This is a genomic window from Oribacterium sp. oral taxon 078 str. F0262, assembly GCF_000160135.1.
Taxonomy (GTDB): Bacteria; Bacillota; Clostridia; order Lachnospirales; family Lachnospiraceae; genus Oribacterium.
Genome location: NZ_GG729933.1, coordinates 26,506 through 48,768 on the forward strand (window position 1 = coordinate 26,506; position 22,263 = coordinate 48,768).

The following is a 22,263-nucleotide window of genomic DNA, read 5'->3' on the forward strand; positions in this document are numbered from 1 at the left end:
CTCTGCGATGAGCATGCGTGAGAGAAGAAGGGAAAGGACTTTATGAGAGAGCTCTTTATCAGCGTAAAAGAGGGCTAAGTCCCGCGAGAGGACGAAGCAGGGAGTGCTATGGCGGAAGCTCTGGAGCGGAGCCATGCGGAATCCGCTTTTTTGTCCGAATCAAATTACCATGAAAGGATGGAAGAAAAGAGATGCCAGCTATCAATCATCTCGTGGCGGGAGGACTCCTGTTTTCCCTGATCCTGGCGCTTGCCGCCTTTATACTGGGGCTTCAGGCGAATCAGCGCTACAAGCAGCTCTACCGGCAGTATGATTATTTTATGCGCGGAAAGGACGCGGAGACTCTGGAGGATTATTTCGTGGATCTTCAGAGTCACGTGGAGCGGCTGGAGGAGGAGAAGGAAAATATAAAGGATATGCTCCGGATTGTGAATCGGAATATCCGGGCCTCCTTTCAGAAATTCGGCATCGTGAAATATAATGCGTTTGGCGGAATGGGAGGGAATATGTCCTTTGCGATCGCCATGCTGGATTATACGAACACGGGCTTTGTGATAAATTCGGTACACTCCCGGGAGGGCTGTTTTCTCTATATCAAGGATGTAGATGTCGGTACGACGGGGGTGGAGCTCGGCGCGGAGGAGAAGCTTGCGCTTGAGCAGGCACTTGGCTACAGAGAGAAAGAGCAGTGAAGAAAAGGTTAAAGAGCAGTCTTCAAAGAGCGATTTTGATGATCGGCATATTTCTTGCCGCTCTTGTCATATACTTTACCCTCTCCTATCGGGCGGTGGAGCTCTCCAACCGGGTCTATTCCGTCATGGGAGAGGCAGAGCTGCCGGTGCTCTTTGCGGAGTCGGGCGGGATCCGCATCAATCCCATGCATGGCTATACGCAGGATATGGGAAATAAAACCGCGCGAGACTGTCTGACAGTGCTGCCGGAAGATCGGAAATTGAGTCTGAGCGCACTGGAAATGAACGGAAAGGTAGTTTCTGTTCAGTATGAGATCCGCTCTCTGGACCTTTCAAAGCTCATCGAAAACGGGACGGTGAAGGATATCACGGAGGATGGAGAGAAGACCAGGATTGAGATTCCGATTCAGAATCTCATCGAAAAGGACAGAGAGTATCTTCTCCGGCTCAGCCTGGACCTGGGGGAGAAGAGAGTCAATTATTATACGAGAATCCTTTGGACGGATAAGGACTTTTCTCCGCAGATGCTGGAGATTGCGGAGGATTTCACCAGAAAGACCTTTTCAAAGAATGATGCCAGGGCGCTGAGCGTCTATCTGGAAAGTGATGACACGGCGGATGAATCGACGCTTGCCCATGTGAGCCTGCATTCCAGCTTCAATCAGATCACCTGGGGGGACAGCGGAATGCAGCAGGACGGACAGCCGGAAATCTGTCTCAAGGAGCTCTCCGGGGATATGGGGGAGGTGCAGATCCGTTACGCGAGCTTTTGCAATGACAGGGACGGAAATGTGCGGAAATTTATGAATGAGGACAATTTTGTCTTCCGCTATGATCCGCAGAGAATCTTCCTTATGGACTATGACAGAAGGACGGAGGAGGAGTTTGAGAGCGCGGACTTTCGCTTCCGGGGAGAGAAGCTTCTCGTCGGGATTGAGAGCTCCTCCCAGCTCTATGCGAAGCAGTCGGATTCCACTCAGTTTCTGGCCTTTCGGAGCCCGGATGGTCTCTTTCGCTATGACAGCAGGGCAAAGAGCTGCGTCCGCATTTTCTCATATCTCTCCGAGGAGGACAAGGCGCTCCGCGCGGGCTATAAGGCGCACGGGATCAAGATCCTCGGAGTCAAGAATAACGGGGATGTCGACTTCCTTGTCTACGGCTATTTTAACCGCGGCCGTCACGAGGGGAGCTGCGGAATCCTCTATTATACCTATGACAATTCCGAGAATACCGTGGTGGAGAATTTTTTCCTGCCGCTTCCGGAGGGCTATGAGGTCCTGGAGGAGGATATCCGGAAGCTCTCCTATCTGAGCCCGAACCGGATGTTCTATTTCTACTACGACGGCAATGTCTATGGGGTGGATACGACGAGCTTTGAGCTGGTCACTGTCGCCGGGAATCTCGAAAATTCCGAATTTGCGGCATCTCAAAGTGGGCGTTACATCGCCTATCAGGACAGCAGCGGGGAAGAGGGGCCCTATGAGTCAGAGCGGATCAGCTTCGTGGATCTCTCGGATGACAAGAGTTTGGAGCTTACGGAGAGCGGGAGAAAGCTCAGAGTTCTGGGCTTTATCGGAGAGGATCTGATTTATGGTCTGACAGATCCCAATGTCACGGGGGCCTTTACGCCTCAGCATGAGGTTGCGGTTTCCGAGCTGAGGATCGCCGGCCCGGATCTCAAGGAGAAAAGCCGTTATCAAAAGGACGGAATTTATTACGGAAATGCGGAGGTGAGCGAGGATCGGGTGCGCTTTGACGAATATCGTCTGGACGGAGGGGAGTTCCGGCTTGCGGGAAGTGACAGCATCATTTCCAGCAAGCAGAATCTGGATCCCGCCGCGGTGAGTGCGGAAAATCTGCAGGATCCGACTCTTCAGAAGTGCTGGTATTATGGGATTTCGGATATCGGGGGGAAGACGGTGAAGTGCTATTCTCCGAAAAGCTTCTCTTTGGAGAAGTCCTCGAGCATTGATTTGAATATTCCGGAGGCAAAGGGCAGGGAGCCGCTTTTCCTCGCGTATTCGCTGGGACATTTCCGAGGCTCGAGCCGCACCATGCAGGGAGCCTGGGAGCAGGTCTATGAGGATTACGGCTATATCCTGGATGAAAGCGGAAGGATGCTCTGGAACCGGACGGATAAGGCGAACGCGGTCAATTTAAAGAATCCGAAGCTTTTGCCGGAGGAGCTGATAGCGCAGATTCCGAGCCTTGAGAATATGGAGCGCTGCGATGGCTTTCTGCTTCTGAATGCCTACGGGGTCGATCTCGGAAGCGTGCTCTATTATGTGGGAAAGGGAGTCCCCGTCCTGATCCGGGAGGGGGAGGATTACCGCTGTATCTTCTCTTATAATGCGGGGACCATCACGCTGGGGGATCCCTCCGGGAAAAATCGGACTGTGATCGCAAGGAGCGAGGCAGAGGCGAGATTTAAGGCGGAGAATAATGCATTTATAGCAGCGCTTAAGACCGAGGAGACGCTGAGCCCATAGGCATCATCCCGTAAAGAAATTTCGCGGGAGGCGGCTCTGCGAGATAGCCCCCCGGGTGGGAGGAGAAGGTCCGCGGGAACTATGCGGGAGGGGGATCACGATTTCTCCCTCAAGTATTTCCCGCGGAGCAGAGCCGAGAGAGCGGAGAACTGCGAAAGGCTCAGGGCCTCCCCGCGGATGTTTTCCGAAAGCCCCAGTTCCCTGAGAGCTTCCTCTGTCCTTTCCTTTGGGAGGGAGAGCCCTCCCGAAAGGGCATTTGCCAGGGTCTTTCTCCGGGTGGCGAAGGCGGATCGGATGAGACGGAAGAGGAAGGCCTTTTCCTCCGGATTTTCCGGGGTCTCGCTTCGAAGTGTGAGCTTTACGACGGCAGAGTCCACATTGGGGCGGGGAAGGAAGCAGGAGGACGCAACCGTTCGGATAAGATCGATCTTTGCATAGTACTGCACCGCGAGGGAGAGCGCCCCGTAGCTTTTTGTGCCGGGGAGGGCGCGCATTCGATCGGCGACCTCTCTTTGCACCATGATCGTGATGGAGCGGATGGGGGCGCGGCTTTCGAGAAGGGACATGAGGATCGGGCTTGTGATATAATAGGGCAGATTCGCGGCCACCTTGATGGGATGTCCGTCATTTTCCTCCCCGATGAGCTTTGTGAGATCCAGGCGGAGCGCATCGCCCTGAATCAGGCGGAGATTGTCATAGGCACTCAGATTCTCTTCGAGGATCGGGATCAGCTTTTTGTCAAGCTCCACCGCGATGACCTTCCGCGCGGATTCGCAGAGCGCCTGAGTCAGCGTCCCGATGCCGGGCCCGATCTCCAGCACACAGTCTTCCCGCGTGATTTCAGAGGCCGCGAGAATATCCCGGAGCACGCTTTCATCGATCAGAAAATTCTGACCGAATCTTTTTTGGAATTGAAAATTATTCTCTTTTATGACCCGGAGGGTCTCTCCGGGCCGAATCAGCTTATTCATAGGGAAAGTATAGCATAATCCCGGGGAGGGAGCCATGCGGAATCGAGCTTTGCGTCGATTTTGCGCCCGGATCGGTTCGCGGGCTCATCCGGACGGAAGAGCTCTTTATCGGAATACCCCCAAGGGAAGAGGAAGATGCGAACGCCTTCATTAGCTGCATCTTGGAATATATTCTTTCAGTCCCTTCCGGCTTCTGTCAGAGTCCAGGTTTTTGTCCGCATCCCCATTTATCGGAAACCGGTATAGGACACGGAAGAATATCAGATTAAATGATTGGACAGTCCCGATGTCCTACTTTAGAATCCGAAGAAATGCGGGAAAATTTCCGCGTCTCCGCCGATTTTTGAAGACGGAGAAGATGGGTTCTGAAAATGGATACGGATGGGAAAGCAGCGGACAGGACAGAGGAGGAAGATTTGAAGAGAAAGCTTGATTTTTCGAAACTTGGTTTTGGCACGGGAATGATTCACGCGGGGCAGGAGCCGGATCCGAGCTACGGGGCCCTTGCGACTCCGATTTATCAGACCTCGACATTTTGCTTTGATACGGCGGAAGAGGGAGGAGAGATCTTCTCCGGGGAGAGGGCGGGCTACGCCTATACCAGAGGAGGGAATCCCACGACGACGGCGCTGGAGCAGAAGCTCTCGATCTTAGAGGGCGGGGAGGCTGCCATCGCCACGGCCTCCGGTATGGGAGCTGTCGGGGGAGCGCTGCTCGCCTATGCGAAGGCCGGGGATCATATCCTCCGCGGGAGATGCATCTACAGCTGCACGGAGCATGTGTTCCGGGAGAACCTCAGTAAATTCAATATCGAGGTGACGAGCGCGGACTTCTCGGATCTCGAAGCGGTCGCCGGGGGGATAAAGGAGAATACGAAGCTGCTCTATTTTGAGAGCATGTCGAATCCCATGATGGAGCTCAGCGATATTCGGGAGATCAGCCGCATTGCCCACGACAGGGGGATAAAGGTAGTGGTGGACAATACCTTTACGCCGCCTCCTGAGATCAGGCCGCTCTCGCTCGGCGCGGATCTCGTGGTTCACAGCACCACGAAATATATCAACGGACACGGGGATGCGATCGGCGGGGCCATTATCGGCGCCAAGGAGGAGCTGGACCCGATCCGCTCCGGCATCACCACCAAGCTTCTCGGGACGACGCCGAGCCCCTTTAATTCCTATCTGGTTCTCCGCGGGATGCAGACCATGGAGCTTCGGATGCAGAGGCACTGTGAGAACGGATTTGCGATCGCTTCCTTCCTGGAGGGAAATCCCCATGTGAAAAGGGTGTATTATCCGGGCCTTTCGTCCAGCCCGCAGCATGCGCTTGCGGAGAGGATGATGAAGGGGAACTATGGAGGAATCCTTGCCTTTGAGTTAAAGGACGGGATCCGGGGCATGAAGGCCTTTGATGCCTGTAAAAAGCTGCTCAATTCCTTCACGATCCCATCGATCGCGGTGAGCCTGGGAGACCCGGGAACCCTCGTGGAGCATGCCGCCAGCATGACGCATGGCGCTGTCCCCGCGGAGGAGAGGGAGAGAGAGGGGATCACGGATGCTCTGATTCGGGTCTCCGCCGGTCTGGAGGACAAAGAGGATCTGCTCGCCGATTTCCGGGCGGCCTTCTCGGTTTTAGACTGAAGGACGAAGGAGGAGCGCGGTACAGCCGAAGAGAGAGGGAAGCGGAAAAGCAAGAGGAAGGGGTATATCCATGAAAGAAATTAAGATTTGTGATCTCTCCTTCTCCTATCCGGCTTCGCCGGAGAAATGGATTTTAAAGGATATCAGCCTCACGATAGAGGCGGGGGAATTCGTCTGCCTCCTGGGGCAATGCGGCCACGCTGGAGCTTCGGGGCTGGAAGCGCTTTATCCGGGTGATTCTGCCCGCGGCGAGTCCCGCCATTCTCGCGGGCTTTGTCAATTCTCTGAGGAGCTCCTTCGTCATGCTGGTCTATGCGGAGATGTACGGCGCGCAGTATGGACTGGGCTTTTATGTGAAGAGATACTCCACGCTGGGAATCTATGAGAATGTCTGGGGCGGCTTCCTCTTCATGGTCTTTATCCTCATCATTGTCATGACAATCTTCGAGAAAATCAAGAATCATATCCTCCGCTGGGCAATGTAAAAGCGGAGATTGACAGCGCCGGGCTGAAATGCTAGAGTGGTTGTGTAAGCGCTACCAATGGCATAAAACGGCGCTTTTATGCTGCGATAATATACAGAGGCGGGAGGGATAAGAGATGCGGATGACACTGCGTTGGTACGGGCCGGGCTATGATACCGTGACACTGGAGCAGATCCGGCAGATTCCTGGGGTCTGGGGCGTTGTCACGACCCTCTATCAGAAGCAGGCGGGGGAGCTCTGGACGGAGTCTGAGATCAGGGAGCTCAAAAGGACCGTAGAGGAGGCCGGTCTCGAGATTTCTGCGATCGAGTCGGTAAATATCAGTGACGATATCAAGACCGGGGCGGAGGGGAGAGAGGAACAGATTGAAAATTATATCGGGACGCTTGAGAATCTCGGAAAGGCCGGGATCCGTGTCATCTGCTATAATTTCATGCCGGTTTTCGACTGGACCCGGACGGAGCTTGCGAGAATCCGGCCGGACGGCTCTACCGTACTCGCCTATAATCAGGATACCGTCGACCGTCTGGACCCGGATCATATGAAGGAGTCCGTGGAGGCCATGTCCGGCGGCTTTGTGATGCCGGGCTGGGAGCCGGAGCGCCTGGACAGGCTTAAGGAGCTCTTTCAGAAATACCGTGATATCGATGAGGAGAAGCTTTTTCAGAATCTCATCTATTTCCTCAGGGCGATCGGCCCGGTCTGTGAGCGCTATGATATCCGGATGGGGATTCACCCGGATGATCCGGCCTGGCCGATTTTCGGACTTCCCCGCATTGTCACCGGAAAGGAGCAGATCGTGCGCCTTCTCAAAGCGGTGGACAGACCCTATAACGGGCTCACGCTGTGCACGGGCTCTCTGGGCTCCAAGCAGCAGCAGGGGGAGATCCTGGACATCATAGAGACAGCGCGGGGAAGGATTCCCTTTGCCCATGTCAGAAATCTAAAGTTTAATTCCCCGAGGGATTTCGAGGAGGCGGCCCACCTCTCCTCCGATGGTTCTATGGATCTCTATCTTATCATGCGAAAGCTCTATGAAAGCGGCTTTGACGGAATCATCCGGCCGGACCACGGGCGCATGATCTGGGGAGAGAAGGCCATGCCGGGCTACGGTCTCTACGACAGGGCGCTCGGCGCCTGCTATCTTGAGGGACTCTGGGAGGCGATTGCAAAGGATCGGCAGGGCTGAAAGGGGAGAGGGGAGAGCCCTGCCGGGGCTTCCCCCTTTTTGGTTTTCGAAAGGACTTGATGGAGCTATGAAGCTTAGTGAAGAGGGATTGAGAGACAGAGAGGCCTGGGAGAGGATCGGCGTGAGTCTTCCTTCCTATGATATCTCTTCTGTCAGGAGGAAAAGTATAGCGGCGCCCCGCTGGGTGCATTTCGGAATCGGAAATATTTTCCGGATCTTTATCGGCGGCATCGCGGATACGCTTTTAAATGAAGGAGAGCTCGACCGGGGGATCAGCTGCGCGGAGAGCTTCGACTTCGACGTCGTGGACAGGATCTACCGTCCTCATGATAATCTGCTCCTCTCCGTGACCTTGAATCCGGACGGGAGCCTCGAGAAAAGAGTCATCGCCTCTCTCGCAGAGGCCGTGAAGGCGGAGGGCGGGGGATGGGAGAGGCTGAGGGAGATCTTCCGGAGCCGGGAGCTTCAGATCGCCTCCCTCACGATCACGGAAAAGGGCTATGCCCTGAGAGGCGCTGACGGGAGCTTCCTTCCCTTCGTGCGGGAGGATCTCGAGAGGGGGCCGGAGAAGCCGCTCTCTGTGATGGCGATTCTCACGGCTCTTCTCTATGAGCGCTTCCGGAGCGCCGCGGGGCCGATCGCGCTCGTCTCGATGGACAACTGCTCGAAAAACGGGGAAAAGCTTCGTTCTTCCGTCCTCACAGTGGCGGAGGAGTGGAGACAGAGGGGCTTCCTCCCAGAGGACTTCCTTCATTATCTTGAGGAAGAGAGCGAGGTATCCTTCCCCTGGACGATGATCGACAAGATCACCCCGAGGCCTGCGGAAGCTGTGGCGGAGAAGCTTTCGGAGCTCGGCATCGAGGATATGGAGATTCTTGTCACCGGAAAAGGAACCTATATTGCTCCCTTTGTCAACGCGGAGGGGCCGCAGTATCTGGTGATTGAGGATCGCTTCCCGAATGGGCGCCCGCCGCTGGAAAAGGCCGGGGTCTATATGACGGACAGAGATACCGTGAACCGGGTGGAGCGGATGAAGGTTACGACCTGCTTAAACCCGCTTCACACAGCGCTCGCGGTCTACGGCTGTCTTCTCGGCTACCGGCGGATCTCGGATGAGATGAAGGACAGGGAGCTCCGTGCGCTCGTGGAGAGGATCGGAGAGACAGAGGGGCTTCCTGTCGTGACGGATCCGGGGATTTTGTCCCCGCGGGCCTTCCTCTCGGAGCTCCTCTCGGTACGGATTCCGAATCCCTATATGCCGGATACGCCGCAGAGAATCGCGACGGACAGCTCGCAGAAGGTCGGGATCCGCTATGGCGAGACGATCAAGGCTTACGTAGAGCGGTTTGGGAGCGCGGAGAGGCTCCTGGGGATCCCGCTCGCAATCGCGGGCTGGCTCCGCTATCTCCTCGCGGTGGACGATGAGGGGAGGAGCTTCGAGCGCTCACCGGATCCGATGCTCAAAAGCCTCACGGAGGCTCTCTCCGGGATTCGGCTCGGAGAGCCGGATTCCGTCGCGGATCGGCTCCGCCCGATCCTGTCCAATGAAAATATCTTCGGAATCGATCTCTACCGGGCGGGAATCGGGGAAAAGATCGAGGGGTATTTCCGGGAGGAGCTCCGGGGGAGGGGCGCCGTCAGGGAAACTTTAAAAAAATATTTGTCCGGGGAGGAAGATAAAAAATCTTAAGCTTGACTGTGTTTTTTGAGAAAATCCTTGCTTTCGGGACTTGAATCGGGTATATTGGGCTTGCATTTTTGGAAAAACGGTATTCACAATCCGCCGCTTTTATTTCCCGCGGCGCATAAAGACAAGAGTCCATCCGCTGAAAGAAAGGATGAAATCCAATGATATTATCTGATGAGGCCCTGCGCTTTGCGGAGCAATTCCGGGAGATCACTCGAAATCCGGAGTATATGAAGCTGAAGGATCTGCCAAGACACGGGAGCACCAATACCTACGATCACAGCGTGCGGGTCGCCTATATGGCCTACCGCCTCGCCCCGCGCTTCGGAGTGGATCGAAGGAGTGCCGCCTATGTGGGGCTGCTCCATGATTTTTGCATGGTGGATTATCACAAGGACGACGGTACAAGTCATGATGGGAGGTGGTACTGCTTCTATCACGGCGAGGATGCGGTGGAAAACGCGGCAAAGCAGGGCTTTTCCCTCTCGAAGAAGGAGCGCCGCGCGATCCTGACACATATGTTCCCGCTGTCCACGGGGCTTCCGAACTCCCGCCTCGCCTATCTCCTGACGCTTTCCGATAAAACGGTGGCAGCCCAGGAGTCCTGGCAGAACGCGCTGGATGCGCTGGAGCGATTCCGCTTCCTTATGAACGCTCCCTTCTTAAGAGCGATCCGCGTCCGGAAGAGGGACGAGAGAGAACGGCATTGAGCACGGACTGATGCGGCGCTGTATTTCACTGGAAACGACGGAAGACCCGCCCCGGAGGAGCTGAACTCTTCCGGGGCGGGTCTTTGTCCTGCCGCCAGGATATATTTACGGAAGGATTGGAGGGAGAGGGATGAGAAGGGAAGAAGACTGGATCTCAGAGAGGAGGGGAGGAGAGACAGAGCTTCCGGGATGGTTTTGGCGGCTTATCTTTCTGCCGGGCTATATCCGGAGGCTTCTGCTGCTTCTCTCCCTTTTTCTGAGCTCGCTTTTGTACTTCAGCCTCCGCTGGATGCTCTCAAACTGGTCGGAGCTCAGTGTGGAGGAGATCCTCTATCATCTGAAGGCGCCGATGCAGGGGGCGAGCAGCGCCCTCCTCCGCTCCTACCTTCTCTTTGCTCTCCTCCCTGCTCTCCTTCTCCTCCTTCTCTTTCTCCTTTTTTCCGGCGCTGCCGTAATTTTTTCCTCTTTTATTTTGTGCGCCGCATTCTTTTTCTTTTTCCGCTCCTCTTTCTCCTTCTCTCGATTCGGGACAGCTGGCAGGGGATCGGGCTTCGGGATTTCCTCCTGTCTCAGTTTACACATTCCGATTTTATCGACAGAAATTATGTCGATCCGAGATCGGTGGAGCTCCGTTTTCCGGAGAAGAAGAGGAATCTCATCTATATCTACATGGAGTCCACGGAGATGAGCTTTTCCGATGAAGCGCACGGAGGAGCCTTTCCGATGAACTGCATCCCGGAGCTCACGGAGCTTGCGGAGGAGAATGAGGACTTCTCCGGCGGAGACGGGAAGCTGAACGGGGCCTACAGCATGCCGGGCTCGACCTGGACGATGGGGGCGATCTTTGCCATGAGCTCGGGGCTTCCGCTCAAGATTTCGATCGATAAGAATGCGATGGACAGCCAGAAGAGCTTTTTCCCCGGGGTACAGACACTGGGAGATATCCTGAAGGAGGAGGGCTATGAGCAGAGCTTTCTGCTTGGCTCTGTCGGATATTTCGGCGGGCGCAGGCTCTACTTTCAAAGCCATGGGGACTATGCGGTGAAGGATTACAGCTACTGGAAGCGGCAGGGGAAATTCCGCCCGGATTATTGGGTGAACTGGGGCTTTGAGGATGAGAAGCTCTACAGCTATGCGAAGGAGGAGCTCTCAAGGCTTTCCCGGGACGGCCGCCCCTTTAACCTCACGCTTCTCACGGTGGATACGCATTTTCCGGATGGCTATGTCTGCCGTCTTTGCAGGAGGGAGTTTGGGAAAAATCAATACGCCAATGTCTTTGCCTGTGCGTCCCGTCAGCTCGCAGACTTTGTGAACTGGGCGAAGACACAGCCCTGGTACGAGAATACGACGATCGTTGTTACAGGGGATCATCCGACGATGGATCACGATTTCTGTAAGGATGTGCCGAAGAGCTACGTGCGGAGGGTTTACACCGCTTATATCAACTCTCCCATCGCCTCGGCGCGAAGGGAGAGGCGGGAGTACAGCAGCTTTGACGATTTCCCGACGACGCTCGCCTCCCTCGGCGTAGAGATCGAGGGGGAGAGGCTCGGGCTTGGGACGAATCTCTACTCCGATCAGCCGACGCTCATGGAGAAGTTCGGCAGGGACTATGAGAGGGAGGAGCTCAAGAAGCGCTCTGAGCTTATGCTCCGCCTGGGACAGATCGATAAGGCCGCTGCCTTTGAGAGCAGGGCGGCAAAGGACAAGGAGGAGAGAGAGAAGGAGAGGCGGGAGAAGGAGAGGAAGAAAAAGGAGAAAAGGGAATCCCGGAAAGAGAGCGGAGCCTCTCAGGCTGGAGGAAGAGGAGAAAAGGAGGGAGAATGAGCGGAGTCTACAGGATCGATCTGACTTGTCCAAGCTGCGGGGCAGCGATGAGCGTCGAGGAGGGGCAGGAGGAGCTTTTTTGTCCGTACTGCGGAAAGAAGATGCTCATCGTCCGGGAGGGAGATAAGCTCACGGCAAAGGAGGCAGAGGATATCGCCTATGGCACGGAGCGGGGAAAGCTTCGCGCGAGGGATGAGCTTGTGCGAAGCCGCGAGAGACGGAAGCGGATCGGAAGATGGAAGAGGCGGCTGATCACGCTGCTTTGCATCGCGGCCTTTCTCGCCTTCTGCGTTATCTTCCGGGACCTCAGAAGGCCTTTAGTATCCGCCTTTGATTATGTCGAGCTTCACTTTTCCGGTGTGAGCGGGGAGGGAAAGGCGGAGTATACGCTCGGGAGCTTTCCGGAGGAGGTCGATGAACATAGGATTCACTTCGAGCTCAGCCCGGATTCCGGCCTTAAGAACGGGGACAGTGTGACGCTCCGGGCAGAGAGCGAGGATTATCGCCTGAAGGAAAAGCTGCGAAAATACAAGGTGAGCGGTCTGGAGAGCTGTCTCTCTGAGCTCTCCTCCCTCGATGAGGAGACTCTGTCCGCGATCCACCGGGAGGCCCTTGAGGAGATCCGAAAGGGATATTTCCCCATGACGATGAATGGGAGGAAGCAGGATGAGGAGCTCGGCTGGAAGCCGCTTTCTCTCTTTCTTTCGAGTGAGGGGGAGGAGAAAAACGCGCTCTATGATCTCATAGAGATCGACTATCGGACGAGGGATGGGGGACAGTTCTCCTTCTACGGGCTCGCCCGCTTTCAGAATCTGCTTGTCCGCCCCGGGGGCAGTATCCGTTATCAGAAGCTTTTCGCACTCGGAGATTTTGTCTCTCTCGGGAGCACGAATGATGATTCCCTGATCGGCTTTTCCGATCCGGATGCCGCAAAAGCCGCGCTGAAATCGGAACAAAACGCGGGAGCGGAGCTCACGGAGAGAGACCTTTCCTGATCGGTGGTCTTCTGCCGCTTCAGCCCTTCCTTCGCACGCCCTCCTCCCGGTTTCTTTGGAGGATCCAGTCCACCGCATGGGCAAGGCCGTCCTCCAGGATAGGGGGACAGACGTGATCGGCTGCCTCCCGGCACTCCGGCTTCGCGTTTCCCATCGCGATGCCGAGCCCGACCCGGGAGAGCATGTCGATATCGTTCCAGCCGTCTCCGATGGCGGCGGCTTCAGAGCGGGAGAGGCGGAGATGACGGAGTATGGCGTCGATGCCGGAGGACTTATTGATCCCCTTCTTCGTGAGGTCGAAGGACCTTCCGTCCGACCAGCGGACCAGCTGACAGTCCGGGATCAGGGGAGGGATCTTAAGGGATTCCTCGTAGGAGAGGATCGGTATCAGCATATAGACCGGATTTTCCGCGGCCTCTCGGATCGGGAGCACGGGGGGGACGATATCGTTTCGGATCTCGTAGAGACAGCGGAGAAGCTCCTCGTTTACGAGATTGGCGTAGATCCGGCGCTCCTCCTGTATGAGAACGGGGAAGCGCTCCCTCTCTGCGAGGCGGAGCACGGCCATGACCTGCTCCGTCGGAAGAGGGATCTTCTGGACGATATCTCCGAGCCTTGGATCCATTTCCGGGGCAAGTCTTTCCTCTGCCCGGAGATCGAAACGAAAGGAAGGATCCCGGAGCGGGCTTTGCGCAGTAGAGCGCGGGGAATGGGGGAGGAGATAGCAGAATTCCCCGTCCAGCGTCACATAGGCATCAAAAAAGAGCTCTTCTATGAGCCTCTCTCCGTAGATCTCCATCCAGTGGCGCCCGGTCGCGATCGCGCAGAGGATCCCGGCCCTCTGCGCTCTCCTTACGGCGAGCTTCGCAGAGTCCGGGATCCTTCCCGTTTCAAAGGGACGGAGGGTGCCGTCGATATCAAAGAATATGATCTTAATCATTCTTTTCCGGGATCGGAGTGTCCAAAGTCTCCTTTAATCCTGCGAGAAGTCCTCCCATATTCTGGAGGTCAGAGGGGATAATGATCTTCGTCGCCCGTCCGTTTGCGACAGAGGCGAAGGCTTCAAGACTCCGGAGCTTCAGGACCGCGTCGTCCGCTCCGGCCTGCCGGATCAGGCGGATACCCTCGGCTTCCGCCTCCTTGACGCTTCGGATCGCCTGAGCGCGTCCCTCGGCCTCACGGATCTCCTTTTCCTTCTGCGCCTCCGCGGCGAGGATGGTCTTTTGCTTATCCGCCTCGGCGTTCAGGATGGCGGCCTGCTTATTTCCCTCTGCCGTGAGGACGGCGGACTGCTTCTTCGCTTCCGCGAGGGTTATGGCCTCTCTTTTCTCCCGCTCCGCCTTCATCTGCTTCTCCATCGCCTCCCGGATGGCGTCCGGGGGGAGAATATTCTTCAGCTCGACGCGGTTTACCTTGATGCCCCAGGGATCAGTGGCGACATCGAGGAGAGAGCGCATCTGGGTGTTGATCTCATCCCGGGAGGTCAGAGTGGTATCGAGGTCCATGGAGCCTATGATGTTTCGAAGCGTCGTGGCGGTCAGGTTCTCGATCGCGGCGATCGGATTGTCCACGCCGTAGGCATAGAGCTTCGGATCGGTGATGACGAAGAAGACGACGGAGTCGATCCGCATGGTGACATTATCCTTCGTGATGACCGGCTGGGGAGGGAAATCCGCGACCTGCTCCTTCAGATTGATGTGCTTTGAGACATGATCGATAAAGGGGATGAGGAAATGAAGCCCCGGGCGCCAGGTCGCATGATAGCTTCCGAAGCGCTCAATGATCAGTGCCCTGGCCTCCGGCACGACCCGCACGGTAATGCATAGAAGAACGATGGCGAGGATAAAAAGGATAACGACAATAAAAAATGGCATAAAAACCTCCTTAAAGTGGAAAAACGGCTGAGGAATGACGGATCTTTTCCAGCATCATGATAGCACAAAAACGGAAAGATGCGCTATCCCTTTATTACCAGGTGAAGCTGTCGGGCGCCCGGGAGATGTCCTTCAGCTCGACGCGGCTTATCCGGATGCCCAGGACATCGGCGCCGTCTTTGAGAAGGGAGAAAAGCTGGGATTGAATCTCGTCCCGGGAGCTTAGAGCGATATCACGGTCCATAGAAGCTATGATCTTACGAAGCGCCGCAGTCGTCAGCTTTTCGATCGCTGAGTTCGGATCGTCCACGCTGTAGGTATAGCGTTTCGGATCGCTGATGAGGAAGAAGACGGCGGCGTCGATCTGCAGCGAGGCATTATCCTCCGTGCTGAAGGTCTGAGGTGGGAAATCCGCGCTCTGCTCCTCCAGATTGATCTTCCCTCGGATGCGATCGATAAAGGGAGCAAGAAAATGGATTCCCGGCTGCCAGGATGCGTGATAGCGGCCGAGGCGCTCGATGATCAGCACTCTGCCCTTCGGCACGACCCGCATGGATATGCATAGAAAAACGGCAATGTAAAGGATAAGGATGAAAAGAAGAAAGAATGGCATAAAAACCCCCTTTAAGAATCAGCGGAGGAGCAGCGAAGCACTGCCTTTGCGTCTTTTCCCCATGATAGCACAAAAATGGGGAGATGTGCCGCTGCTTTCTCGGAGATTTGTAATTTATGCGCTGTGATGATAAAATAGCTTGACTGCCCTGCCCGGCGGCTTAGAGGAGCAAATCACTGCTGCCGGGGCGGAAAAGCGGCATGGCTGTTATTGGAAGGAATGTCAGGAGAAGGCGTTGGGAGATGAGAGGAGGGGAGAGGATGGAGCGGCGCGTCTGGAGAAGAGAATCTGCCAATGGAAACGGCAGCATTTATTCGGTGCTCTACCGGGAGGAGAGATGCGGGGCGCGGGGGATTGTGTGCATCCTGCACGGGATGCAGAGCCACTCTGACCGCTACCGTTTCCTCGCCGAGCATCTGAGTGCCCGGGGCTATATCGTGACGCTTCTCGACCTGCAGGGGCATGGGAGATCCGCGAATGCGGAGGGCTCCTTCGGCCCGGAACGGGGCTGGGACTATATGCTCCACGATATCCGGAGAAATATCCTGCAGGTCCGCAAATGGTTTCCGGGTCTTCCGCTCTGCCTCTTCGGGCATTCCATGGGCTCCTTTCTCGCGAGACTTTTCTGCGTCCGCTTCCCGGGGGAGGCGGATGCGCTGCTCCTCTCCGGAACGGCGGGACCGAGTCCCCTCTATGCCCCGGTCTATCGCTTTATGACGGCGCAGGCGAAGCTTTTCGGAGAGGATACGGATGCAAAGCTCTACGGGAGACTGCTCTCCCGCTACTTTAACCGCCATATCAAGGACCCGGTGAATCTCGGGGCCTGGTGCTGCAGTATGGCGGAGGTCTGTCTGAGCTATGAGGATGATCCGCTCTCCTCCAGCTTTACGATCGGCGCCTATCGTGATATGCTCTATGGTCTGATACAGATCTCCGGGGAGGAGTGGTTCCGGAAAATGCCGGACATCCCCATCCTCCTTTTCTCGGGGGGCTCGGATCCGGTCGGGGAATACGGTATAGGGCCGACCATGGTCTACGCTCTTTTGAAGGCGAGCGGACATCATGATCTCAAGCTTCGCATCTATCCCGGAAAGCGCCACGAAACGCTGAACGAGGATATCCGCTGGGAGGTCGTCGCTATGCTGGAGGACTGGCTGGATCAGCATGTGCCTCTGCGAAGGAGTGCAGCGGATCCGGGCTCTTCCCGCATGGATAAGGGAAAGACAGAGGAGAGGGAAGGAGCGCTCAGAGAGCGTTAGGGACAGTATGGAGAAAAAACTTCTGTATATCAATCGAAAAGAGGCGGAGAAGGAGCAAAAGATCGGAGCGCTTGCGGCGCTTCGCCATATCGAGCTGCTTCAGCCTAAAGAGGAGGAGCTGGAAAGTCTGCCGGAGGACGCGGAGCTTATGAAGCTGATCGGCTTTACGGGGGCGGAGCTCGGGGACTTCCTCTCCGCGCTCCGGCTTCTCGGGCTCCGGGTGGATTATAAATGTACGGAGACAGAGAGCAATCGGAGCTGGAACCTGCGGAGACTCTATGAGGAGCTCCGGGAGGAGCATGAGTCCATGAAGCGGTATCAGGAGAGGAAAAGGACATGATCTATGCTGATTCCGCCGCGGAGGATTAAGAGGAGAACGCATGGCAAAAGACGAGGAAGAGAGAGAGGAGCTCGGGAATCCGGAGCGAAGCGGATCGGATTCTGAGGAGAGAGGGGATGCGGGGAGCGCTTCCGCACCGCCTCTTCTCCGAGAGCTTAAGAGCAGGAGGAGCTCCGGCGCTTCCGGAGAGGACGCGGAGAAAGAGGGGTCGGAGGACGGAGAAGGGCCCGGGGAAGCCGGGGAGCAGAGCCCGGAGGAAAAGGGAGATCCCTTCCCGGAGAAAAAGGAGAAGCGGAGGAAGGGATCCCGAAGAAGGAGAGAGGAAGAGACAGAGGGCGGCTTTTTCGCGGAGCTTTTTGAGTGGGTTAAGATCCTTCTCATCGCCGGCGTCGCGGCATTTCTTCTCAATAATTTCGTGATAGCGAATTCCACGATCCCGACCGGCTCCATGGAGAATACGATCATGGCGGGGAGCCGGGTCTTCGGCTCACGTCTCAGCTATCACTTCGGGGAAGTGAAACGGGGAGATGTCGCGATCTTTGTCTACGGCTATCAGTGCAGAAACTGCGGCAATCGCTACCGGGAGACGGATGAGGGGAAGTGCCCGCTCTGCGGACAGGAGGACAGCAAGAATCAGGTGATCTACTATGTAAAGCGGGTCATCGGCCTTCCGGGAGATCACATCCAGATCAAGCGGAGCGGGGAGGTGGACGTCTCAAAGATCCATAAGATCAATGTGAGCTCCTCCAGCGGGAAGCTCCCGGTGGGAAAACTCTACATCAACGGCGTCGAGCAGGAGGAGAATTATCTTCCGGAGCCCATGCTCTGCGACGGGAACCAGTTTCCGGAGGTGGACGTCACGGTGCCGGAGGACTGCTACTATATGCTGGGGGATAACCGGAACAATTCTGCGGATGCCAGATACTGGGGAGAGTATCCCTTTGTGAAGAAGGAGAAGATGCTCGCGAAGGTCTACCTGAGATACTGGCCGCTCAGCGATTTCGGCATCATTCACTGATTTTCACAAAAAGGACACAGCCGGGACGTAGACTGCCAAGAGGCCTGGGGAGATAGCCGCAGCGAAGGAGGCGGAGGAGCTATGGCCTCTTCGGCGCTCATTTCGGCATAGATATCTTGTTTAAGGAAGGATGTGACTCAGATGGAAAAAACAGAAGGACAGAAGCTGGAGGAGAGGCTCTGCCGAAGAAAGCAGAATATCGGGATGGAGCGGCCCGGTGATTTTTCGGAGGCGGAGAAGTTCTCCGAGGGATATAAGAGCTTTCTGGACCGCTCGAAGATCGAGAGAGAATGCGTCGATTTTTCCCTGGCGCTCGCAAAGGAGAGGGGCTATCAGCCCTTTGAGCGCGGGAAAAAATACCCGGCAGGCGCGAAGCTCTTCTTCCTGAACCGGGGAAAGAATCTGATCCTCACGACGATCGGACGGAAGTCCCTCGCAGAGGGTGTGCACTTCAACATCGCGCACATCGACTCGCCCAGGCTGGACCTAAAGCCGAATCCGCTCTATGAGAAGGAGGAGCTCTCCTATTTCAAGACGCATTACTACGGTGGGATCCGGAAGTATCAGTGGGGAGTGACACCGCTTGCTCTCCACGGAAGAGTGATGCGGAAGGATGGGAGCCATGTGGACATTAAGCTCGGAGAGGAGCCCGGCGATCCGGTCTTTGTCGTGACGGATCTCCTGCCCCATCTCTCCGCGAAGCAGAATGAGCGCCCCCTTAAGGACGGGCTGAAGGGGGAGGAGCTCAATATCCTCCTGGGATCTCTGCCGATTCCGGACTCCGAGCTGAAGGAGGCCTTTAGGCTGAAGGTCCTCTCCGTTCTGAATGAGAGATACGGCATCACGGAGGAGGACTTCCTCCGGGCGGAGCTCACAATGGTCCCCGCGCAGAAGGCCGTCGATGTCGGACTGGACCGCTCCATGATCGGAGCCTACGGGCAGGATGACAAGGTCTGCGCCTACACGGCTCTCATGGCGGAGCTGGATGCGAAGAAGCCGGAGTATACGACGGTGACGTATCTTACGGATAAGGAGGAGATCGGGTCCACGGGAAATACCGGCATGGCCTCGGACTTCCTGCTTCATTACATGGAGGACCTCGCGGAGAGCGAGGGGATCCGGGTGAGGGATGTGCTTCGGAATTCGCTCTGCCTCTCCGCGGATGTCAATGCGGCCTATGATCCGAGCTTCCCGGATGTCTTCGAGCTGAACAACAGCTCCTGCATGAACCACGGCCCGGTTCTCACGAAATACACGGGAAGCCGCGGGAAGTACAGCTCCAATGATGCCTCCGCGGAGACCATGTACCGGATGATCCATTATATGGAGGAGGCCGGTGTCCTCTGGCAGGCCGGGGAGCTCGGAAAGGTCGATGAGGGAGGCGGAGGAACCATCGCGCAGTTCATGGGGAATATGGATGTGGACACCGTGGACCTGGGAGTCGCGGTGCTCGCGATGCACGCGCCCTTTGAGATCACCTCGAAGCTGGATGTCTACTATACCTATCGGGCATTCTGCGCTTTCAACAAAGAATAAAGGAGAAGGGGAAATGATGAGAAAGAAAAGGATGATTTTAGCCGCCGCTCTTTTTGCGGCAGCAATGATGGCGGCAGCCTGCGGGAAAAAGGGAGATGCAAAGTCCAGCACGGCGGCAGCGGAGTCCGCTTCCGGTTCTGAGTCCGGCTCGGAGTCTTCCTCCGCGGCGCAGGTTTCCGAGGATGATCCGGAACTGAAGAAGCTGGAGGAGACAAAGGTCCCGAAGGCCCCGGCGGTCTCGAAGATGGGAAAGATCAAGCTCCCGGATCTCAGCACGATCGAGGTGACGGTGAGCCCGCGGGAGGATATCAAGGATGATGAGGTAGAGGACCAGATCCGCTATATCCTGGAGGGCAATAAGACCAAGGTCGACGCGCCCGCGGAAAAGGGAGACAGCGTCAACATCGATTACGAGGGAAAGATCGACGGTCAGACCTTCGATGGCGGATCCGCACAGGGCTATGAATTGGAGCTTGGCTCCAACAGCTTCATCCCGGGCTTTGAGGATCAGCTGATCGGGCACAAGAGCGGAGAGGATGTCACGGTGAAGGTGACCTTCCCGCAGGACTACCGGAACAAGGATGTCGCCGGAAAGGATGCGGAATTCTCGGTCAAGATAAACAGTGTCGAGAAGACGCCGGAGCTCACGGATGAGTGGGTGAAGAATTATCAGGAGACCACGGCGGATACGGTCGATGCCTTCCGGACGCAGATGAAGGAGCGCATGGTCGCGGGCAGCGATTACAATTACCATATGGAGATCCAGCAGAAGGCACTCGCCGATATCGTGGATAAGTCCGAGATCACGCTCTCTGACAGCATGAAGAAGTACGCGACGGCCTATGCGATCCGGAGTCAGCTGGATCAGATCGAGAAGTACGGCATGAAGATCTCCGATATGCTGAACATGTACGGAACGAGCGTCCAGGATTTCCGAACCCAGATGGAGACGCAGGGGGAGGAGTACGGGAAGCAGTATTTCGTCATCCAGAAGATCGCGGCGGATCAGGGCATCAAGCTGAATGATGATCTCATCAATAAGGTCGCGGAGAATGCGACGAAGATCACAGGCAAGGAGTACAATAAGGATAAGCTGATCGAGGAGTTCGGAAAGGAGACGATCGAGAGCGAGGCCGTCACGATGGCGGTTCTGGACTACATCGAGTCCAAGGTAAAGACGACGGTGCAGGAGGAGACGAGCGAGGTGCCGGAGAGCAGCACCGCCGCTCCGGCAGAGAGCAGTACGGCCGCGAAGTAAGACAGGCATCCCTTGCGGTCAGGGAAGGCAATTGACCTATATATTGTGGATAAGTCCCCGCGAAAAAGAATGCTTTTGCGGGACTTATCCACAATTATTTCGTTTTTACACACATTTTGTGGAAAGAATCAAAAGAAGATCCCGTCCTTTCGCGCTGCATGCAGCAGGAAATGACGGGATTTTGACTTTAGGAGCTTTTCGTCCCCTTCAGGCTATCTCCTTCGGACTTTCAGACTTTTTAAAAGCTCTGAACCCGGCTGAGAAAGCTCTTCATCCGCTCATTTTCCGAGCGGAAGACCTCCTCCGGGGGCCCCGAGAGGAGGACGGAGCCCTCCGCCATGAAGAGGATGCGGTCGGAGATCTCCCTCGCAAAGCCCATCTCGTGGGTGACGATGACCATGGCGATTTTCAGCTCCCGGAGGGAGAGGATCAGCTTCAGGACCTCTCCGCTCATCTCGGGGTCCAGGGCGGAGGTCGGCTCGTCGAAGAAGAGGAGCTTCGGGCGGAGGGCCAGAGCTCTTGCGATCGCGACTCTCTGCTGCTGTCCTCCGGAGAGCTCGCAGGGATAGCTCCCCGCCTTTTCGAGGAGACCCATCCGGGAGAGGAGCTCCCGCCCCCTCTCCTCCGCCTCCGCCCTCGGGCGTTTCTGCACGTGGATTACGGCGTCTGTCACATTTTGCAGCACATTCCAGTGCGGGAAGAGGTGGAAGCTCTGGAAGACGAGTCCGTAGATGGACTTTAAATCCTTCAGTGTCTTCAGAGAGGCGTAGACCGACCGGCCGCCTTCGTCCTCATAGGCCGCCGCGATGCCCTCATAGGAGAGGCTTCCGAAGTCCATTCGCTCGAGGAGCGTCGCCAGGCGGAGAAGCGTGGACTTTCCCGAGCCGGAGGGACCGATGACGGATACGATCTCTCCCTCCGAGACGCTGAGATCGACGCCTCTCAGCACCTCCAGAGAGCCGAAATCCTTCCGCACATTTTTCATTTCCAAGACATTCATTTCGTCCTCTCCATTTATCAGATGCTGTAATAATCGAGGCGCTTCTCCAGCCTCTCCATCAAAAAGGCCACGATGAAATTGAAGATATAGTAGAAGATCCCGGCGGCGATCAGAGGGGTCATGGAGCTCTGAGCGGAGGAGAGGGCCTTGGCCGCGGTAAACATTTCCATCACCGAGATGGAGAAGGCGAGGGAGGTGTCCTTTACCAGGGTGATGACCTCATTTGTGACGGCAGGCAGGATCCGTTTTATGACCTGGGGGAGAATGATGCGGAGGAAGCTCTGGGCCCTGCTGTAGCCGAGGATCTCCGCGGCCTCATACTGCCCCTTCGGGATGGACTGGATGCCGGAGCGGTAGATCTCCGCAAAATAGGCGGCGTAGTTTATGACAAAGCCGATGCAGACCGCGATATTCCGGTAGCCGGGGCTTAAGCGGATGCGGAAGAGATAGTAGGGGCCGTAGTAGACCACAAAGAGCTGCAGCATGAGCGGCGTCCCCCGCATGATGGAGATATAGATCCGGATCAAGGCGGAGAGGGGGCCGTTTCGGCTCATCCTCCCGAGCGAAACGAGGAGGCCGAGAGGAAGAGATAGGATAAGCGTGATCAGAAAGATCTGAAAGCTCACGCCGAGGCCCTTGAGAAGAGGAAGAAGTATCTCCGCCATTCCGAAATCCTTTCT

General features: G+C 56.2%; 20 protein-coding genes and 1 pseudogene. 15 read left to right on the plus strand and 6 right to left on the minus strand.

Annotated features, from left to right (window positions below):
- Positions 1-191 precede the first annotated feature (191 nt).
- Positions 192-692 (plus strand): DUF4446 family protein, encoded by a 501-nt coding sequence (locus GCWU000341_RS00130; RefSeq protein ID WP_009213539.1) that lies wholly within the window; start codon positions 192-194, stop codon positions 690-692.
- Positions 689-3,181: a hypothetical protein gene (locus GCWU000341_RS00135; RefSeq protein WP_009213540.1), complete on the plus strand. Its 2,493-nt coding sequence runs from the start codon at positions 689-691 to the stop codon at positions 3,179-3,181. The genes GCWU000341_RS00130 and GCWU000341_RS00135 overlap by 4 nt, the downstream gene beginning before the upstream one ends.
- A 95-nt stretch (positions 3,182-3,276) precedes the next feature.
- Here GCWU000341_RS00135 and rsmA read toward each other — a convergent pair whose 3' ends face one another.
- On the minus strand, positions 3,277-4,152 hold the full coding sequence (gene rsmA, locus GCWU000341_RS00140; protein ID WP_009213541.1) for a 16S rRNA (adenine(1518)-N(6)/adenine(1519)-N(6))-dimethyltransferase RsmA: 876 nt from the start codon (positions 4,150-4,152) through the stop codon (positions 3,277-3,279).
- A 416-nt stretch (positions 4,153-4,568) separates the two neighbouring features.
- On the opposite strand from rsmA, the gene GCWU000341_RS00145 reads away from it, so the two are divergent.
- The 8 genes from GCWU000341_RS00145 to GCWU000341_RS00175 all read left to right on the plus strand — a co-directional run bounded on the left by GCWU000341_RS00145 (position 4,569) and on the right by GCWU000341_RS00175 (position 12,685).
- Entirely contained in the window at positions 4,569-5,792 is a 1,224-nt protein-coding gene (locus GCWU000341_RS00145) for a trans-sulfuration enzyme family protein (protein ID WP_040653064.1), read from the plus strand.
- A gap of 200 nt (positions 5,793-5,992) precedes the next feature.
- On the plus strand, positions 5,993-6,277 hold the full coding sequence (locus GCWU000341_RS00150; protein WP_081443107.1) for an ABC transporter permease subunit: 285 nt from the start codon (positions 5,993-5,995) through the stop codon (positions 6,275-6,277).
- Between the two features lie 115 nt (positions 6,278-6,392).
- On the plus strand, positions 6,393-7,466 hold the full coding sequence (uxuA, locus tag GCWU000341_RS00155; protein WP_009213547.1) for a mannonate dehydratase: 1,074 nt from the start codon (positions 6,393-6,395) through the stop codon (positions 7,464-7,466).
- 67 nt (positions 7,467-7,533) lie between these two features.
- Positions 7,534-9,156, plus strand: coding sequence for a mannitol dehydrogenase family protein (locus GCWU000341_RS00160; RefSeq protein WP_009213548.1), 1,623 nt, complete (start codon positions 7,534-7,536; stop codon positions 9,154-9,156).
- Positions 9,157-9,314: 158 nt separating this feature from the next.
- The gene (locus GCWU000341_RS00165) at positions 9,315-9,863 is read left to right on the plus strand and encodes an HD domain-containing protein (RefSeq protein WP_009213549.1); all 549 of its coding nucleotides are present in this window, start codon (positions 9,315-9,317) and stop codon (positions 9,861-9,863) included.
- A 130-nt stretch (positions 9,864-9,993) separates the two neighbouring features.
- The gene (locus GCWU000341_RS13840) at positions 9,994-10,551 is read left to right on the plus strand and encodes a hypothetical protein (RefSeq protein ID WP_242651580.1); all 558 of its coding nucleotides are present in this window, start codon (positions 9,994-9,996) and stop codon (positions 10,549-10,551) included.
- Positions 10,485-11,690 (plus strand): LTA synthase family protein, encoded by a 1,206-nt coding sequence (locus GCWU000341_RS00170; protein ID WP_242651581.1) that lies wholly within the window; start codon positions 10,485-10,487, stop codon positions 11,688-11,690. Before GCWU000341_RS13840 ends, GCWU000341_RS00170 begins: the two co-directional genes overlap by 67 nt.
- On the plus strand, positions 11,687-12,685 hold the full coding sequence (locus GCWU000341_RS00175) for a hypothetical protein (protein ID WP_009213551.1): 999 nt from the start codon (positions 11,687-11,689) through the stop codon (positions 12,683-12,685). The genes GCWU000341_RS00170 and GCWU000341_RS00175 overlap by 4 nt, the downstream gene beginning before the upstream one ends.
- Before the next feature lie 19 nt (positions 12,686-12,704).
- Here GCWU000341_RS00175 and GCWU000341_RS00180 read toward each other — a convergent pair whose 3' ends face one another.
- From GCWU000341_RS00180 to GCWU000341_RS00190, 3 genes are all read right to left on the minus strand, one after another.
- Positions 12,705-13,625: an HAD hydrolase family protein gene (locus GCWU000341_RS00180; RefSeq protein WP_009213552.1), complete on the minus strand. Its 921-nt coding sequence runs from the start codon at positions 13,623-13,625 to the stop codon at positions 12,705-12,707.
- A complete protein-coding gene (locus GCWU000341_RS00185; RefSeq protein WP_009213553.1) occupies positions 13,618-14,559 on the minus strand; it encodes an SPFH domain-containing protein in 942 nt (313 codons plus the stop codon). The genes GCWU000341_RS00180 and GCWU000341_RS00185 overlap by 8 nt, the downstream gene beginning before the upstream one ends.
- 94 nt (positions 14,560-14,653) lie before the next feature.
- On the minus strand, positions 14,654-15,172 hold the full coding sequence (locus GCWU000341_RS00190; protein ID WP_009213554.1) for an SPFH domain-containing protein: 519 nt from the start codon (positions 15,170-15,172) through the stop codon (positions 14,654-14,656).
- Positions 15,173-15,372: 200 nt separating this feature from the next.
- Between GCWU000341_RS00190 and GCWU000341_RS00195 the strand changes: the two genes are divergently transcribed.
- The 5 genes and pseudogenes from GCWU000341_RS00195 (at position 15,373) to tig (ending at position 20,583) form a co-directional block, all read left to right on the plus strand.
- On the plus strand, positions 15,373-16,431 hold the full coding sequence (locus GCWU000341_RS00195) for an alpha/beta fold hydrolase (RefSeq protein WP_009213556.1): 1,059 nt from the start codon (positions 15,373-15,375) through the stop codon (positions 16,429-16,431).
- A gap of 7 nt (positions 16,432-16,438) precedes the next feature.
- Positions 16,439-16,771 (plus strand): DUF3783 domain-containing protein, encoded by a 333-nt coding sequence (locus tag GCWU000341_RS00200; protein WP_009213557.1) that lies wholly within the window; start codon positions 16,439-16,441, stop codon positions 16,769-16,771.
- A gap of 340 nt (positions 16,772-17,111) precedes the next feature.
- Positions 17,112-17,789 (plus strand): annotated as a pseudogene (gene lepB / locus GCWU000341_RS00205) (signal peptidase I); the annotation flags it as partial.
- Positions 17,790-17,930: 141 nt separating this feature from the next.
- Entirely contained in the window at positions 17,931-19,325 is a 1,395-nt protein-coding gene (locus GCWU000341_RS00210) for an aminopeptidase (RefSeq protein ID WP_009213559.1), read from the plus strand.
- Positions 19,326-19,338: 13 nt separating this feature from the next.
- Positions 19,339-20,583, plus strand: a complete 1,245-nt coding sequence (gene tig, locus GCWU000341_RS00215; protein WP_009213560.1) for a trigger factor — start codon at positions 19,339-19,341, stop codon at positions 20,581-20,583.
- A gap of 238 nt (positions 20,584-20,821) precedes the next feature.
- Here the strand turns inward: tig and GCWU000341_RS00220 are convergent, their stop codons facing one another.
- Both GCWU000341_RS00220 and GCWU000341_RS00225 read right to left on the minus strand, forming a co-directional pair.
- Complete coding sequence (locus GCWU000341_RS00220; protein ID WP_009213562.1) at positions 20,822-21,583, minus strand: amino acid ABC transporter ATP-binding protein; 762 nt, start codon at positions 21,581-21,583, stop codon at positions 20,822-20,824.
- A 17-nt stretch (positions 21,584-21,600) separates the two neighbouring features.
- A complete protein-coding gene (locus GCWU000341_RS00225; RefSeq protein ID WP_009213563.1) occupies positions 21,601-22,248 on the minus strand; it encodes an amino acid ABC transporter permease in 648 nt (215 codons plus the stop codon).
- Positions 22,249-22,263: the final 15 nt, after the last annotated feature.

Coding starts and splice junctions, on each gene's coding strand:
- GCWU000341_RS00130 (WP_009213539.1), top strand. CDS start 192: ATGCCAGCTATCAATCATCTCGTGGCGGGAGGACTCCTGTTTTCCCTG.
- rsmA (WP_009213541.1), bottom strand. CDS start 4,152: ATGAATAAGCTGATTCGGCCCGGAGAGACCCTCCGGGTCATAAAAGAG.
- uxuA (WP_009213547.1), top strand. CDS start 6,393: ATGCGGATGACACTGCGTTGGTACGGGCCGGGCTATGATACCGTGACA.
- GCWU000341_RS00160 (WP_009213548.1), top strand. CDS start 7,534: ATGAAGCTTAGTGAAGAGGGATTGAGAGACAGAGAGGCCTGGGAGAGG.
- GCWU000341_RS00165 (WP_009213549.1), top strand. CDS start 9,315: ATGATATTATCTGATGAGGCCCTGCGCTTTGCGGAGCAATTCCGGGAG.
- GCWU000341_RS13840 (WP_242651580.1), top strand. CDS start 9,994: ATGAGAAGGGAAGAAGACTGGATCTCAGAGAGGAGGGGAGGAGAGACA.
- GCWU000341_RS00175 (WP_009213551.1), top strand. CDS start 11,687: ATGAGCGGAGTCTACAGGATCGATCTGACTTGTCCAAGCTGCGGGGCA.
- GCWU000341_RS00180 (WP_009213552.1), bottom strand. CDS start 13,625: ATGATTAAGATCATATTCTTTGATATCGACGGCACCCTCCGTCCCTTT.
- GCWU000341_RS00185 (WP_009213553.1), bottom strand. CDS start 14,559: ATGCCATTTTTTATTGTCGTTATCCTTTTTATCCTCGCCATCGTTCTT.
- GCWU000341_RS00190 (WP_009213554.1), bottom strand. CDS start 15,172: ATGCCATTCTTTCTTCTTTTCATCCTTATCCTTTACATTGCCGTTTTT.
- GCWU000341_RS00195 (WP_009213556.1), top strand. CDS start 15,373: ATGGCTGTTATTGGAAGGAATGTCAGGAGAAGGCGTTGGGAGATGAGA.
- GCWU000341_RS00200 (WP_009213557.1), top strand. CDS start 16,439: ATGGAGAAAAAACTTCTGTATATCAATCGAAAAGAGGCGGAGAAGGAG.
- GCWU000341_RS00210 (WP_009213559.1), top strand. CDS start 17,931: ATGGAAAAAACAGAAGGACAGAAGCTGGAGGAGAGGCTCTGCCGAAGA.
- tig (WP_009213560.1), top strand. CDS start 19,339: ATGATGAGAAAGAAAAGGATGATTTTAGCCGCCGCTCTTTTTGCGGCA.
- GCWU000341_RS00220 (WP_009213562.1), bottom strand. CDS start 21,583: ATGAATGTCTTGGAAATGAAAAATGTGCGGAAGGATTTCGGCTCTCTG.
- GCWU000341_RS00225 (WP_009213563.1), bottom strand. CDS start 22,248: ATGGCGGAGATACTTCTTCCTCTTCTCAAGGGCCTCGGCGTGAGCTTT.